14 protein-coding genes and 1 pseudogene are annotated in these 15,904 nt (G+C 38.5%); 10 read left to right on the top strand and 5 right to left on the bottom strand.

Annotated features, from left to right (window positions below; genetic code table 11):
• Positions 1 to 186 precede the first annotated feature (186 nt).
• The 5 genes from AC07M3_RS04970 to AC07M3_RS04950 all read left to right on the top strand — a co-directional run bounded on the left by AC07M3_RS04970 (position 187) and on the right by AC07M3_RS04950 (position 5,343).
• Positions 187 to 1,275: a hypothetical protein gene (locus AC07M3_RS04970; RefSeq protein ID WP_494566703.1), complete on the top strand. Its 1,089-nt coding sequence runs from the start codon at positions 187 to 189 to the stop codon at positions 1,273 to 1,275.
• Between the two features lie 183 nt (positions 1,276 to 1,458).
• Positions 1,459 to 2,625 (top strand): ATP phosphoribosyltransferase regulatory subunit, encoded by a 1,167-nt coding sequence (locus AC07M3_RS04965; RefSeq protein ID WP_003652693.1) that lies wholly within the window; start codon positions 1,459 to 1,461, stop codon positions 2,623 to 2,625.
• 63 nt (positions 2,626 to 2,688) lie between these two features.
• Positions 2,689 to 4,008, top strand: a complete 1,320-nt coding sequence (locus AC07M3_RS04960) for an adenylosuccinate synthase (protein WP_003652692.1) — start codon at positions 2,689 to 2,691, stop codon at positions 4,006 to 4,008.
• 121 nt (positions 4,009 to 4,129) lie between these two features.
• The gene (locus AC07M3_RS04955; protein ID WP_494566702.1) at positions 4,130 to 4,447 is read left to right on the top strand and encodes a hypothetical protein; all 318 of its coding nucleotides are present in this window, start codon (positions 4,130 to 4,132) and stop codon (positions 4,445 to 4,447) included.
• 116 nt (positions 4,448 to 4,563) lie between these two features.
• On the top strand, positions 4,564 to 5,343 hold the full coding sequence (locus AC07M3_RS04950; protein WP_133746482.1) for a M48 family metallopeptidase: 780 nt from the start codon (positions 4,564 to 4,566) through the stop codon (positions 5,341 to 5,343).
• Positions 5,344 to 5,398: 55 nt separating this feature from the next.
• Here AC07M3_RS04950 and AC07M3_RS04945 read toward each other — a convergent pair whose 3' ends face one another.
• Complete coding sequence (locus tag AC07M3_RS04945) at positions 5,399 to 6,448, bottom strand: NADP(H)-dependent aldo-keto reductase (protein ID WP_494566701.1); 1,050 nt, start codon at positions 6,446 to 6,448, stop codon at positions 5,399 to 5,401.
• 159 nt (positions 6,449 to 6,607) lie between these two features.
• Positions 6,608 to 7,315: a cAMP-activated global transcriptional regulator CRP gene (crp, locus tag AC07M3_RS04940; RefSeq protein WP_005041938.1), complete on the bottom strand. Its 708-nt coding sequence runs from the start codon at positions 7,313 to 7,315 to the stop codon at positions 6,608 to 6,610.
• A 241-nt stretch (positions 7,316 to 7,556) separates the two neighbouring features.
• Between crp and AC07M3_RS04935 the strand changes: the two are divergent.
• The 3 genes and pseudogenes from AC07M3_RS04935 to AC07M3_RS04925 form a co-directional block, all read left to right on the top strand.
• Positions 7,557 to 7,619, top strand: a pseudogene (locus tag AC07M3_RS04935) (hypothetical protein); the annotation flags it as partial.
• Positions 7,620 to 7,754: 135 nt separating this feature from the next.
• Positions 7,755 to 8,177, top strand: coding sequence for an OsmC family protein (locus tag AC07M3_RS04930; protein WP_004642007.1), 423 nt, complete (start codon positions 7,755 to 7,757; stop codon positions 8,175 to 8,177).
• A gap of 91 nt (positions 8,178 to 8,268) precedes the next feature.
• Entirely contained in the window at positions 8,269 to 8,694 is a 426-nt protein-coding gene (locus tag AC07M3_RS04925; RefSeq protein WP_494566912.1) for a GNAT family N-acetyltransferase, read from the top strand.
• Here AC07M3_RS04925 and AC07M3_RS04920 read toward each other — a convergent pair.
• Positions 8,691 to 9,500, bottom strand: coding sequence for a peptidoglycan DD-metalloendopeptidase family protein (locus tag AC07M3_RS04920; RefSeq protein ID WP_494566700.1), 810 nt, complete (start codon positions 9,498 to 9,500; stop codon positions 8,691 to 8,693). The two genes, AC07M3_RS04925 and AC07M3_RS04920, sit on opposite strands and share 4 nt — an antisense overlap.
• 304 nt (positions 9,501 to 9,804) lie before the next feature.
• On the opposite strand from AC07M3_RS04920, the gene clpB reads away from it, so the two are divergent.
• Entirely contained in the window at positions 9,805 to 12,384 is a 2,580-nt protein-coding gene (gene clpB, locus AC07M3_RS04915; RefSeq protein ID WP_132072471.1) for an ATP-dependent chaperone ClpB, read from the top strand.
• Positions 12,385 to 12,434: 50 nt separating this feature from the next.
• Here the strand turns inward: clpB and AC07M3_RS04910 are convergent, their stop codons facing one another.
• Positions 12,435 to 12,929: a CinA family protein gene (locus AC07M3_RS04910; protein WP_494566699.1), complete on the bottom strand. Its 495-nt coding sequence runs from the start codon at positions 12,927 to 12,929 to the stop codon at positions 12,435 to 12,437.
• Positions 12,930 to 13,198: 269 nt separating this feature from the next.
• Here AC07M3_RS04910 and AC07M3_RS04905 point away from each other — a divergent pair, with 269 nt between their 5' ends.
• The gene (locus tag AC07M3_RS04905; RefSeq protein ID WP_494566698.1) at positions 13,199 to 13,615 is read left to right on the top strand and encodes a hypothetical protein; all 417 of its coding nucleotides are present in this window, start codon (positions 13,199 to 13,201) and stop codon (positions 13,613 to 13,615) included.
• Positions 13,616 to 13,633: 18 nt separating this feature from the next.
• Here AC07M3_RS04905 and rlmKL read toward each other — a convergent pair whose 3' ends face one another.
• Positions 13,634 to 15,844, bottom strand: a complete 2,211-nt coding sequence (gene rlmKL, locus AC07M3_RS04900; RefSeq protein WP_045125169.1) for a bifunctional 23S rRNA (guanine(2069)-N(7))-methyltransferase RlmK/23S rRNA (guanine(2445)-N(2))-methyltransferase RlmL — start codon at positions 15,842 to 15,844, stop codon at positions 13,634 to 13,636.
• Positions 15,845 to 15,904: the final 60 nt, after the last annotated feature.

Below are 15,904 nucleotides of genomic sequence, written 5' to 3'. Positions count from 1 at the left end.
CGTCAATTGAAATAATTTAAGGATGTTAAATTAACATCCTTTTTTATAATTAATAATTTATGATCTGAATAGTTGTAGAAAAAATTTAAAAGAAAATTTATTTTAAAATTCTAAATATTTATATTGTGAAAAACTATCTCTATTTGTATGATTCGTAAACATTAAAATTTTAATTATAGAGTTCATATGAAATTTAAATCAAAAAAAATAAGTGGTTTTTTAATTATTACATCTACTATTATTTTAACCGCTTGTGGTGGTGGAGGCTCAGATCAAAATACTAATGATCAAGCTGAAAATAATTTAGAAAAAGACGATGCGATTTACCAAGTTTATTATCAACCTTCTAATTTTTCTTCAGAGGTTTATAGTGATTTTTTTGAAATCACTCAATATCCAATTAAAAATAATGAAATATTTTTTTCAAAGTCACACAATCAACCATTAAAAAATGATTTTTTAACTGAACAGAAAATTTTAAATAAAGAGACATTGCAAACAAATATTGTAAAAAGGTTAACGCCTAGTAGTTGGACTTATGAGCTAACTCCTGATTTGAAACAAAATTTAAAGTTTGAAATTGTGAAGTTAGATGGTGAAAATATCTTTGATCGTGTATTGCCGGGCTATAAAGAAAATAAAAATTTAGAAACTGGTCTTCATAATCAGCTTGATAAAAATTTAATTGAATTTTACCAAAACTATAAGAATATTACGTTTCCAAAAAATAGTTATTGTTATCGTTTAAAAAAGACTCAATGGAATCAGTCTTATATTTCATATATATCTAGTTTTAATGCCAATCCCGCGTTTAGTGAAAAAAAGCAGTCAATCATCGAAAGATATAATAACTTAGGTCAAGATAAAAAGTATTTTAGGCTTCTAAACTCGCAGTGGTACGGCTATAACTTAACTGTTTTAGAAAACTTAGAAACTGGTGATATTGAAAGTGCACTGGGTAATAATAATGATCAGTTTGCTTCTATGGAATTTGTATCAAGCAGCTTATGGGATGCTGATAGAAGTTTGGCGTATGAGAAGTCTCACCTTTATTCTATAGAAGATAACCCGCTTAATAATGTGCACTCCTCAAATGCTTTGAAGCAGAAATTAAAAATTGCAAATCTTGAAAAAGGTTGCTTTGCTTTTAATACTCAAGCAGCTCAAGCTATTCAAAAGCTAAATTTAGTTAACTGGAAACCAGGTGGTAGTTCAGATATTGGCCCATTCTTTGGTCGAAGAACTTTTGACTATGATATGAGCAAAGCAAAGTAAGATATTGAATATTATTATTAATTGTTTAAATCTTCTTTTTGACTTTAGAGTTTATTCAGAAAGATTTATGCAAATTGTCAGGTGCATGGCACAAAGTATCATGCTACACTAAGAGAAATCGGGTGTGTTCCCGATTTTTTTATGTGGGGTCGTTCCACGTTGATCAGATTTTAGGCTTGAAATATGACCATTTCAGAGACATGGTTGCTGCCTGACGGGGTAGCCGATGTATTGCCGGAACAGGCACAAGTCATTGAAAAACTTCGCCGTGAAGCATTAGATTTCCTCGCGGTACGAGGTTATCAATTGGTATATACACCATTTATCGAATACATCGAATCGTTGTCTTCATTATCAGAATCAAATCAAGACTTAGATTTAGTAACTTTTAAGGTTATTGATCAGCTCTCAGGCCGTTTACTCGGTGTTCGTGCTGATATGACGCCACAAGTTGCACGTATTGATGCACATGTAAGACCAGTTGAAGGCGTTGCACGTTACTGTTATTCAGGGACTGTATTACATACTAAACCACAAAATTTCAATGCCACTCGTGCACCTTTACAATTAGGTGCAGAGTTATATGGCCACGATAGTATCGAAGCTGATGTCGAAATGGTCGATGTTATGCTGGGGTTGATTGAGAACATCTATACTTTGCAAGGCGCGCATTTAGATTTGGGCCATGTAGGGTTGTTCCGTAGTCTAGTCAAGTATGCTGGACTGTCAAAAAATGAAGAGCATGAACTGTCTGATCTTTATCAAAGAAAAGCATTGCCAGAGTTAGCAGAATTTACTCAAAGCCTGAATATGGGTTCTGATTTCTATGCGCTTGGTCGTTATTCTAGTGATCTAGAAGCATTGCAGACGAATTTAAGTGCCAATATTTTGCAAGATGCGGAATTTAAGTCAGCATTAGATGCACTTAAGACGACGCTTGAACAAATTAAAGGCCGTTGGCCAAATCTCAATATCGGTATCGATGTCGTAGAGCTACGTAGTTATCACTATCACACTGGTTTAATGTACGCAGTATATGCGCCGAACCGTGCTGCGCCGTTAGCGCAGGGTGGTCGTTATGATGGTATTGGTGAACACTTTGGTCGTGCACGTCCTGCTACTGGCTTTAGTTGTGATTTATATGCCTTAGGTGCAAATCAGTTCGCCGAAATAGAAACTGTTGTTGCTCCAAAAGGCTCAGAACAAGATTTACTTTCAGCAATTTCGAATGCACGCGCTCAAGGTTTACGTGTCGTTCAATTGTTAGGTAATGATGATTTAAGTTCTATTCCATACGCGACCCATCAACTCGTGGCGCAAAATGGTCAATGGAATATTGAAAAGATTTAAACGCCAACGGTAATTTTTTACTGGTGGTTTCCAATTTTAACAGCATGATGTAATGAGGCTATTATGGGCAAAAATGTTGTGGTACTTGGTACCCAATGGGGCGACGAAGGTAAAGGTAAAATCGTCGACCTGCTCACAGATCAGGCGGCTGCGGTAGTACGTTATCAAGGCGGACATAACGCAGGTCATACTCTTGTCGTAGGTGGTAAAAAAACTGTATTGCACCTCATTCCATCAGGTATTTTACGTGAAAACGTATTGTGCTTAATTGGTAATGGTGTAGTACTTTCACCAGCCGCGTTAATTGAAGAAATGGGAATTTTGGAAGCAGAAGGAGTTCCTGTTAAAGAACGCCTACGTATTTCTCCAAACTGTCCACTCATTTTGCCTAACCACATTGCACTTGATCAGGCACGTGAAAAGAAACGTGGTAATGCAAAAATCGGTACTACAGGTCGTGGTATTGGTCCTGCTTACGAAGATAAAGTGGCTCGCCGTGCAGTGCGTGTTGCTGACCTTGTTCGTGGTGGTGCAGCATTAGAAGAAAAACTGTCTGAGATGCTTGAGTTACATAACTTCCAGTTAACTCAGTTCTACGGTGTAGAAGCTGTTAAATTTGAAGATGTATTGGCTCTTTGCAATCAATGGCGTGAAGTTCTTGCTCCATTAGTGGTTGATGTTACTAAAGTGTTGCATGACTATCGCAAAGAAGGTAAGGCTGTAATGTTTGAGGGAGCTCAAGGCTCACTTCTAGATATTGACCACGGTACTTATCCATATGTTACAAGTTCAAATACAACTGCTGGTGGTGTAAGCTCTGGTTCAGGTATGGGACCTTTGCATCTTGATTATGTATTAGGTATTACTAAAGCTTATACAACTCGTGTAGGCGCTGGTCCATTCCCAACTGAATTGGTTTACGATGCAGCAGCTGATGCCGGTGATCCAGTTGGTAAACACTTGGGTACAGTCGGTCATGAGTTTGGTGCTTCTACTGGTCGTCAACGTCGTTGTGGTTGGTTCGATGCTGAAATCCTTCGCCGTTCTGTAGATGTAAACTCACTTTCTGGTATTTGCTTAACTAAACTTGACGTTTTAGATGGTTTAGAAGAAGTGAAAATCTGTGTGGGTTATGAAAATACAGATTCAGGCTGTGTAGGTTCTTCTGATGCGGTTTCTTTTGAATGCTTGAAACCAATCTACGAAACTATGCCAGGTTGGAGCGAGTCGACTGTTGGTTTAACTAGTATCGACCAATTGCCAGCAAATGCTTTGGCTTATGTGAAGCGCATTGAACAGTTAATCGAATGTCCGATTGATATCGTTTCAACTGGTCCAGACCGCGCAGAAACAATTGTTTTACGTCATCCATTCTCTGCTTAATTAGCAAAGATTAAAAAGCCTCCAGAAAGGGGGCTTTTTTTATACCCGACTAAAGTGCAGTTTTTGTTTTGTTAGATTCAGATTAAAACGTTATATATCGATAAGAAATGATGGGCTCAGGATGAAGCTGCAACCAACTATTTCAAAAACAATCTTTTATTCTTTTTTATTTGCTATTGGTGGTTCACCTACATTAGCGATGTTGGTCATTTATGGGCAAGAATATCATGAAGATTTTTTTATGACTGCTTTTATGAGCTTGTCAGTATTGTTCGCATGTGTGTTAATTCCTGTGGTATTCATACAAAATAGTTATTTACTCTGGAAAAGAGAAAGTCCTAATCTGGAAGAGAGGGTTAAGACCTTAAGTCATATCTATCTTGGCTTAAATATAATATGTTTGATTTTCTGGATTTATTTGATGACTTTATCTACTTGATCGTTACATAAATACTATGATCATGAAGAAATGAGACATTCAAAGCATAAGCGGGATTTCTTATAATAAGTGCAAAAGAATAAACAGCTTTTTTAACGATTTAGGTGATCCAATTGATGAATAAAAAACTTTTTTTAAGCTTATGTGCTGCGAGTGTTGTAACGATTTCTGGTTGTACAACAGTAGCTGACATGGCAGGTGCAGATACAGCAACTTTAAATGCTCAATCTGCTCAAGGTTTTAATAAAATGGTGCAGGAAGCACGCGGTAAGGGTGCGCTAGATACTAGTTCTAGCACATATAACCGCATTAATGCTGTATTCAACCGTTTGAAACCATATGCGAACCAGATGAACCAGACAGGTCAGCCATTTAGCTGGCAGTTGGCAGTGTTGAAGTCTGACACGATTAATGCCTATGTAGCACCAGGCGGTAAAGTTGTGTTCTATACCGGTATTGTCAATAAATTGAACCTCACTGATGCTGAAATTGCAGCGGTTATGGGGCATGAAATGACTCACGCTTTAGAAGAGCATGCAAAAAGTAAAATTGGCGCTCAGGCTCTAACCGATTTAGCTCTTGGTATTGGTTTAAGCTATGCTGGTAATAATGTCGGCCAACTTGGTACTGCTGCGGCTCAACTGGGTTCGCAAGTGGGTGTAGGCTTACCATATTCTCGTAGCTTGGAAAGTCGCGCTGACCAAGGTGGTTTAATGCTGATGGCGCGTGCAGGTTATAACCCAAATGCTGCGATTACACTGTGGGAAAAAATGAACAAGCTTGAAGGTGGTGGTGGTTCATCTTTCTTGTCTACTCACCCATCTAACTCTCAGCGTATTGGCGAAATGCGTAAAAACTTACCTGCAGCAATGGCAGTTTATAATACCCGTAAATAAGATATAAAATTTTTTATAGATAAAGAAAACGGATGCTTAAGCATCCGTTTTTTATTTAAGGTGCAGGGTTGGGCTGTTGAGTATGAATGGCCTCAATACCTTGTAAAACTTCAGCAGATAATTCAATTTCAAATGCCTGAATATTTTCTTTAAGTTGGTCTAGATTAGAGGCACCAATAATTGTGCTGGTCACAAAGAATTGTTGTTTGATAAATGCTAACGCCATTTGGGTTAAGCTTAACCCATGTTTCTCTGCAAGCTGTGCATATTGCTCAGTTGCCCATTCGCTTTGAGGGTTACTGTAGCGGCTAAAGCGCGGAAATAATGTGACTCTTGTATTAGCGGGGCGAGCGCCATTTCTAAACTTGCCAGAAAGATAGCCAAACGCAAGAGGAGAGTATGCCAGTAAGCCGACATCTTCATATTTAGCAATTTCAGACATACCTAGTTCATAAGTACGGTTGAGTAGACTATATGGATTTTGAACACTTACGAATTTACTGACACCTAATTTTTCAGCCAAATGTAAAAACTTCATAGTGCCCCACGGCGTTTCATTCGATAAACCAATATAGCGAATGCGTCCGCGGTTAATCTCTTCTTGTAGAGCAAGTAATGTTTCTTCTAGAGGTGTTGTGTCGTAATCATTTTGAGCTTGCTGGTTGCCATAAGCTAACGTACCAAAAAAGTTGGTATGACGTTCGGGCCAATGGAGTTGATAGAGGTCGATATAGTCGGTTTGGAGACGTTTGAGTGAACCATCTAGGGCTTTCGCAATATGATCGCTGTTGAAGCGCGTATGGCCTTCTCGGATGTGTGTTCCTCCAAAGCCAGGTCCAGCAATTTTAGAGGCGAGAAAGACTTTGTCACGTTGACCATTTTGGGCAAACCAATTGCCAATGATCGTTTCTGTTGCACCGTAAGTTTCAGGTTTTGGCGGAACCGAATACATCTCTGCCGTATCCCAAAAATATAAACCGTGTGCCAAAGCATAATTGAGTTGTTCAAATGCTTCTTGCTGGGAGTTTTGCTCACCAAATGTCATGGTGCCTAAACAAATTTCTGGAAGCTTGAGGCCTGTGCGACTAAGTGGGTTAAATTGCATACAGCGGAATCCTTGGAAATTTTGAGTTAGCCTAACGGAGAATATGTATTCAACTTAAATCATAAAATTAGAATAGTTTGTAAGTTTTGTGTATTAACTCATTGTTGCATATAAAAAAAGCAAACCGAAGTTTGCTTTTGATTAAAAATTTAATAAATATTATTCGTCATCATCATAGTCGTCATCAGAAACAGGTGCATCTTCTAATGAAACATCAAAAATAAGAATAGCTTTACCATCTGTTTGGATCATGCCTTGATCTTCTAAAGTTTTGAGCACACGGCCAACCATCTCACGTGAACATCCCACAATACGACCAATTTCTTGACGAGTAATACGAATTTGACGACCGTTTGGCAAAATCATTGCTTCTGGCTGTGAAGATAGGTCGATTAAACAACGTGCAATACGGCCAGATACATCGATAAATGCAAGATCTGTCATTTTACGGGTCGTATTTTTTAGACGGCGAACGAGTTGTGCAAAAACAGCATAACTTAAGTCTGGGTATTGTTTGCTAAGTTCGTGGAAGTTGTCATAAGAAATTTCTGCAATTTCACAGACATCACGAGTACGAACTTCAGCTGTACGTTGAGGGTTCGGTTCGAAAAGCCCCATTTCCCCAAAGAAGTCGCCCGGATTCAAATATGCAACAACAATTTCACGTTCATCATCTTCACGTAAAATAATTGAAACTGAGCCTTTTAAAATTAAATATAAAGATTTCGACTCTGTTCCGGCATCAACAATTGTGGTTCGTTTTGGATATCTGTTGATGTGAGCACGTTTTAACAATGCTTTAACGGATTCAGGTAGTTGCCCCGGGGATAAAGCATCTGTGCTGAGTTGTGAAAAATTTGAAGTCATGCTTAATATGTTCCGAATAGGGTAAACAATTCACACAAGCCCGAGATGAGCTATTACACAGAAGAGATGAAATTCCTTATCAACTCATTTTATGTTAGTGTACAAAACAAGGGTCTGTTGACATTTCACAGATGGTTGCGACATAAGACAATTCTTTTAGACGTTACCAAGCAAGAGCTATGAAATTTAGCCATTCTAAATAAATAGATCTTAACAACGGAACGTACAAAATAACATGGTCTTGCGCTATGCCTGCACTGCTTAAATTGCAGCTCAGATTATGGCTGAAATTTCACAAACTATATAACAAAACTGGACAAAGGATAGCCATTGTTTGGGTTTTGCGTCTTATTTGGATTAATTTTTAGCTCTAAAGCAATCCATAGATGAAATGTCAACAGACCCTGCTTAAATTTATAATTTTTTTTAGGTAGTTGCAATGCAAACAAGTGTACATTGGCTAGAGAATGTTGCTTTTGAAGCGAAATCAGATAGTGGGCATAGTGTCATCATGGATGGCTCACCTGAGTATGGTGGTGAAAACCGTGGTCCACGTCCTATGGAGTTGCTATTAATGGGACTTGGTGGGTGTGCTTCGTTTGATATTGTGACTATTTTAAAGAAATCTCGTCAAGATGTGACGAATGTTGTATGTAATTTAAAAGCTGAGCGCGCTGACGCAATTCCGGCTGTTTTTACTAAAATCCACTTACACTTCGTGGTAACAGGTAAAGCTGTGAAAGAAAAACAGGTTGCAAAAGCCGTTGAATTGTCTGCCGAAAAATATTGTTCAGCCAGTAAAATGCTTTCTGATGGTGGTGTTGAAATTACCCATGACTTCGAAATTATTGAAGCTGAATAAGGTGTTTTTTTGATAGGTAGAAAAAAAAGCTGACATTAGAGTTGGCTTTTTTATTGTCAAAAAATAACTAAAAATAAGAGGAGAAATGAAAGTGAATATTCGTGCTGCTAAATCAGAAGACACTCAGGAAATATGCGATTTACTTAAACAGATGGGGTACCCACAGCCACTAACTCTTATTCAAGAAAAATTTGAAATCTTACATAGTGACCCAAAAGCAGTAATTTTGATTGCTGAAGAGCATGACCAGATTTTCGGTTTTTTATCTCTTTATTTTATTCCACAAATAGCTTTAAAAGGCGACTTTGCCAAAGTGTGCTATTTGTGTGTTGATCAAAATGTGCGAAGTAAAGGTATTGGGCATTCGCTTTTACAACAGGCTGAGAAATTGGCAAGACAACGTGGTTGTGATCGAATGGAACTGCATTCAGGCGAACAACGGACATTGGCGCATCAATTTTACTTACGAGAAGGGTATGTAGATGCGCCAAAGTATTTTCGAAAAAAACTAAATTAGCGCGTTTTACCTAAGAATAACTGAGGGTCTACTCGTGCATTATTAAGGCTCATGCCCCAATGCAAGTGTGGACCTGTGACACGTCCAGTTTTACCTACTAAACCTAAAGTTTCTCCTTGGCGAATATGTTGGCCTTTCTCTACTTTAATTGCACTTAAATGGCAAAACATACTGATTAAGCCTTGACCGTGATCAATCAATACAGTTTGACCATTAAAAAAATAAGATCCGGTTTGAATTACAATACCATCTGCTGGAGCAACTACTTTTTGTCCTACTGGTGCAGGGATATCTAAACCTGAGTGCGGCGCGCGCTCTTCGCCATTAAAGAAGCGTTTTCGCCCAAAAGAGTTGGTAAATTTTCCTGAAGTAGGGCGTATAAATGTTGGTAGAGCTTGCCATGAGCTCTGTGTAAATGAGTTATACACGTCATTTTGTTCTTTAGCTTCTTGAGCGTAACGGTCTAGCTGACTTTGATTTGGATTTACATAGTCTTGGTTAGTAACTTTAATCCGTTGTTCAGCGTAAGGATAGGATTTAATTTCTATTTGAATTGGGGCTTTATTGGTATCAAGCTGTACAGTACCAAGAGGTATAGATAAAGGGATCCCGAACACAGCATAACGCTGATGACCTTCTTGACTGATTAAAACTGGTTTTTGCTGGAAGTTGACCTGAGTAATATCAGCAGTTAAAGGAATAACTGCGATTCCACCTGCTCTTCTAGAATCTTGTGGCAGCTCGGCCATTGCCAGAGTAGCTGTAAAAAGACAGGTTGTTGTTAATATAATTTGTTTGAAAAGCATAGCAAATATCAAAATTAATGAATGATTAGAAATATAGACTAAATCTTAATTGTAGAGTTCTCAATGAAGTCTCTGTGAATACTATAAGTTTAAAAAAGAATAGCTCAGCTCAAGTTTAAAGATATTTTATAAAATATAGCAGAAGTGTACTTGAAATATACAATAAACAAACCCATATTATAATGGAGTTTCACTCATTGTTATTTTAATAATATTATGAAAAATATATAAAAATTTATTTGAAATCCGAAAAAGTGTTCCCATTTATTAGACAAGTACAAATTTGTTGTGAGGAATAACAAGAATGCGTTTTGAAAAATTTACAAACCGCTTGCAGCAAGCCCTTTCAGATGCTCAATCTTTAGCGATGGGTAAAGACCATACCGCGATCGCAGGTATTCATATTTTATCTACCCTATTAGAAGAGCCATCAAATATTAGTTTGTTGCAACAAGCAGGTGCACGGTTACCTGAACTTAAACAAAAGCTTGAGCAAGCTATAAAAGATGCTCCGACCATTGCGAATCCGACTGGAGATGTCAATTTAAACCCTGAAGCCGTTAAAGCGCTTAATCTGGCAGATAGATATGCGCAAAAAGCTGGCGACGAATTTTTGTCAACTGACTGGGTTCTATTAGGGTTGGCAGAGACAGGCGAAACTAAAAATATTTTAAGTGCCGTAGGTGTAACTCCAGACAGCTTACGTAAAGTTATTGAACATATTCGAGGTAGTGACAAAGTCATGAGTAATAATCACGAAGATCAACGTGACTCACTTAATAAATATACGATTGATTTAACTGAACGTGCTTTAGCGGGAAAACTTGATCCGGTTATTGGGCGTGATGATGAAATCCGCCGTACTATTCAGGTCTTATCACGTCGTACAAAAAACAACCCTGTACTCATTGGTGAGCCGGGTGTTGGTAAAACCGCTATTGTTGAAGGTTTAGCGCAGCGTATTGTAAATGGTGAAGTACCAGAAGGCTTAAAAAGCAAACGAGTTTTATCATTAGATTTAGGTTCATTACTGGCTGGTGCTAAATATCGTGGCGAGTTTGAAGAACGTTTAAAAGCTGTTTTAAAAGATTTGGCTAAACATGAAGGCGAAATCATTCTGTTTATTGACGAGCTACATACGCTTGTAGGCGCAGGTAAGGGTGATGGCGCAATGGATGCAGGGAACATGTTAAAACCTGCATTGGCGCGCGGTGAGTTGCGCTGTGTGGGTGCAACAACCTTAGATGAGTATCGCCAATATATTGAAAAAGATGCAGCTTTAGAACGTCGCTTCCAAAAAGTATTGGTTGATGAGCCAAGTGTTGAAGATACCATTGCGATTTTGCGTGGTCTAAAAGAGAAATATGCCACTCACCATGGTGTGCAAATTTTAGACTCGGCGATTATTGCAGCGGCAAAAATGTCTCATCGCTATATTACAGATCGTCAATTACCAGATAAAGCAATTGACTTGATTGATGAAGCAGCTTCTCGTATTAAGATGGAAATTGACTCTAAACCAGAAGCGCTTGATAAGCTGGACCGCCGTTTAATCCAGTTGAAAATGCAATTGGAAGCTGTAAAAAAAGATGAAGATGTAGGCAGTAAAGCCGAAGTCACTCATCTTGAAAAACAGATTGCTGAAGTCGAGAAAGAATACAACGATCTTGAAGAAATCTGGAAATCTGAGAAGACTCTTGTAGAAGGTACTAAACAAGCTCAGGTTGAACTTGATAAAGCGCGTATTGCTTTTGAAAAGGCTCAGCGTGAGGGTGATTTAGCTGAAGCAGCACGTTTACAGTATGGTGTGATTCCAGAGCTTCAAAAACAACTTGAGCAAGATGAAGTTGCAGAAGAGAACGAAGAGCCAAAACTTATTCGTACTAAAGTAACTGAAAATGAAATTGCTGAGGTTGTTAGTGCTGCAACAGGAATTCCAGTTGCGAAAATGCTGCAAGGCGAGCGTGAAAAGCTACTCAATATGGAAGGCTTTTTACATGACCGCGTTGTAGGGCAAGATGAAGCCGTTGTTGCTGTATCGAATGCGGTTCGTCGTTCGCGTGCAGGGTTGTCTGATCCGAATCGTCCAAGTGGTTCATTCTTGTTCTTGGGTCCAACAGGTGTCGGTAAAACTGAGTTAACAAAAGCACTGGCGAACTTCTTGTTTGACAGTGACGATGCCATGATTCGTATCGACATGAGTGAATTCATGGAGAAACATTCGGTTAGCCGTTTGGTGGGTGCGCCTCCGGGTTATGTGGGTTATGAAGAAGGCGGTGTTTTAACCGAAGCTGTTCGCCGTAAACCATATAGTGTGGTGTTGTTTGATGAGGTTGAAAAAGCGCATCCTGATGTATTCAATATCTTGCTACAGGTGTTGGATGACGGACGCTTAACAGACTCACAAGGCCGAGTAGTCGACTTTAAAAACACGGTTATTGTGATGACATCGAACTTGGGTTCACAAGATGTACGTGAGCTAGGTGAGGGGGCAACTGACGATGAAGTGCGTACCATTGTAATGAATGCGGTAAGTCAGCATTTCCGTCCGGAATTTATTAACCGGATTGATGAGCTTGTGATTTTCCATTCACTCAAGAAAGCACAAATTCGTGGTATTGCCGATATTCAGTTGGATCGATTACGTTCACGTCTTGTTGATCGTGATATGAGTTTAACTGTAGATGATACTGCTTTTGATTTATTGATTGATGCTGGTTTCGACCCTGTATATGGCGCGCGCCCATTAAAACGTGCGATTCAACAACAGATTGAAAACACATTGGCTCAAAAAATCTTGTCGGGTGATTTTGTCGCAGGTGATACCATTTTAGTTAAAGGTGAAAATGGGCACTTAGTCTTCGATAAAATGAAACTCAGCTAAGCTTTTTCTGCTAAAACCGAAAAGAGAATATGGAAACATATTCTCTTTTTTTATGGTGAAGCTGTTTGTGTTGTTGATGTGAATAAAGCAACTAAGGCATCTGAAACTTTCTGAGTTAATGTTTTTAATTTTTGTTCAGGGTGGCCAGATAAAAAATAGTGGTAATGATAAATACGCTCTTGATAAGAAATGCAAATGAAAAAAGTACCTACAGGTTTTTCTGCGGTTTCACTTCCTCCAGATTTTAATAGACCAGTACAGCTTACAATAAGGTCCGCTTGTTGAAATAACGTGTGGCCTAGTTTGCACATTTCCTCAGTAACTTGTGGTGACTCTGCTGTGTAGGTTTCTATTAACTTTGGGTCGATATTTAAAATACTAACTTTAATGCTAGGGTCATAACTCACTAAACCACCAAGTAAAATGTCTGCACCGCTATTTTTATGAATGGAAAACTGGCTAGTTAAATAACCAGAACTGGCACTTTCAATAAAGGCAATTTTGAGTTGACGAGTTTCTAATATTTGGCAGCAGTGCTGAAGCATTATTTCACCTCGGATGGTGTTTATTTATAAATAAAATCAATTTACAGATAAATTATAAAATCACAGTAAGTGATTTAAGGGTGTGGTTCAAGTCTGAGATAGCAATCTATAAAACTACTGGAATATTCACAAAATGCTCGTGAAAAAAATCAGGTTTTAAAATGATCAATGTTAATTGTCGGGAAGTTTGTTTATAACATTGCGACATGCTTAAAAAATTGTTAATTTTGTTCGATATAACAAACAATAACAATTTTAGGATGAATGAAATGAACAATAAGCAAGGGTATATGCTGGGAATTTTGAGCGGTGTATCTGTATTGTTATCAAGTACATGGGCAGCACAACCAATGTCAGAAAGTGCGCTTGCAACTCAAACAGGAGCGATAACCACGTCTTTACCCGTCATTATTGCGAAAGCTCAGGATGATGCAAAAAAACCTGCGGTAGAACAACAACAAGTACGTCAGGCGTTAGGAGATAACTATTTACAGCAGGTTCGATGGGATGCGCTTAGAACTAGCGTACTTTCGCCTTATCAGGAACAAAAACAAAATAATGTTATTGATAGTAAAGAAAAGAAGAGGTTAGAAATGATTGCGCTACCGGAAAGAGCAGACCGATTTACCAAATATGATTTTGAGTCAAAAAATGTTCATGGAGAGGTTATTATTACCGTGAAGTAATAATAACCTCTAATTTCATTAATATTGATCTAGAGCAGGGTGCTGAATTTTCCACGCACGGTGGATTTTTTGATTACGTTTAAAATCAAGGCCAATTGTTTCAGAAGTGATTTCTTCAACCTGAAAAATAGCTTCAATTTCTTCGTCCATCTCAAAACCGCGATAGTTATTCGAGAAATAGAGCGTACCTTCACTGTGCAAACGGTTCATTGCACGTTTAATTAGTGAGATATGGTCACGTTGTACATCGAATGTACCATAGAATTTTTTCGAGTTTGAGAATGTCGGTGGGTCAATAAAAATAAGGTCGTATTGTTCATGACCTTCTTTCAACCACTCAAAACAATCGCTGGCAAAGAACATGTGTTGTTCATCTGCATGATCTACAGTTAAACCATTTAAAACGAAGTTTTCTTTTGACCAGTTTAAGTAAGTGTTAGATAAATCTACACTTGTCGTACTTGCAGCACCGCCAAGCGCAGCATGTAAGCTTGCAGTAGACGTGTAACTATATAAGTTCAAGAAGTGTTTACCACGTGCTTCTTGAGCAATACGTAAACGCATTTGACGGTGGTCAAGGAACAAACCTGTATCGAGATAATCAGTTAGGTTAACTAAAATTTTAGCTTTACCTTCTTGCACGATAAAACGTTTTGAAGCTGTACTTTGTTTCGTATATTGAGTTGTACCAGTTTGGCGTGCACGTGTCTTAATAAAGATGGCATCGCGGTTTAAACCAGTAACAGCACGAATTGCAGCAAGCGCTAAATTAAAACGTTTTTTAGCTTTTTCTGGGTCGATTGTTTTTGGTGGTGCGTATTCCTGAACGTGTAAACGGTCACCATATAAGTCAACAGCGACATTAAAGTCAGGTAAGTCGGCATCATACAAACGTAAGCAATAAATATTTTCTTTAGTTGCCCATTTTTTCAAGGCTGTCATATTTTTTTGCAAACGGTTAGCGAAGTCTTGTGCTTCTTCCATTTCAATAGGTTGGGCTTGCCAATTCGCTAAAAATGGTTGACTCACTTTTTCTGGTTTGATTACACCGAAACGAATATAAATTGGTAACTTACCATTCATTAAACGTAAAGTTTCAGGTGCTTCAAATGCTAAAACATCGGATTGTTCAATTTGAGCTGCAATGATTGCTGCATATTGATTTGGGAAATGCTTTTGTAAAAGCGCTGATAAACCTAGATATAGAGAACGGTTCGAAGCTTTTTCACCTAAACGTTCACCATAAGGTGGGTTAGTCACAATAAATGCAGTTTTACCTTCAGCAGCAAAATCTGGCCAGTCAGCTAAAGTACGCTCTTCGATCTGAATCTGACCTAATAAATTTTCAAAGCCTGCCGCAATAATATTTTCACGGGTTGCTTTAATTGCTTCCCAGTCTGCATCGTAGGCATAAAATTTAGGTAGAGGTAATTCAAGTGCCTTTTCGTGACGCTCTGCTGCTTCTGCTTTAAGTGAAAGCCAAAGGTCGCGGTCATGACCATGCCAGCCATTAAATCCAAAACGACGAACAAGCCCTGGTGCACGGTCAGTTAAAATCATCAATGCTTCAATGATAAATGTGCCTGAACCACACATTGGGTCGAGTATAATTTCTGGGTTACGCTGTTTGAGCTGAGCTTTTTGTAAAATTGCCGCAGCAAGGTTTTCTTTAATTGGTGCATCCGTCATAAAACGACGGTAGCCACGTTTATGTAGCGAGTCACCAGACAAGTCTAAACAATAGGTATGTTCAGTTTTACCTGCCAAAGCATATATCGTAATTTCTGGTTGTTTGGTGTCAATGCTAGGGCGGCGGCCTACAGCTTCCATAAATGAATCAACAACGCCATCTTTTACACGCAGAGTAGCAAATTGCGAATTGACCATGATTTCACGTTCAGCATGTAAGCGGATTGCGAAAGTACTTTGTGGTGCAAAAATAAGTGACCAGTCAAAGCTCATCGCGCCTTCATAGAGCTCTTCTGCTACATCACGTGCATCATGCGTAAATTCAAGTTCATAAGTATGAATAGGAAGTAAAACACGAGAAGCGAGACGCGACCACATACAAATGCGGTAAGCTTGTTCAAGCGTTCCTTCAATGATTAAACGTCCTGCTTTACGTTCTGTCACTTTGGTGCCAAGTTGTTCTATTTCTTCTTGTAAGAGGGGTTCTAAACCATCAGCACAAGTAATCCAATAGTGGTTTAAACGTAAAGAGGTATTCATAAACTCGATTGACCAAAACATATAAATATTAACGACGCAAAGTTTAACGTATTTTGATGT

This window comes from Acinetobacter sp. GW821-FHT09D10 (assembly GCF_059416285.1).
This window is presented reverse-complemented; position numbering and strand designations above follow the sequence as displayed.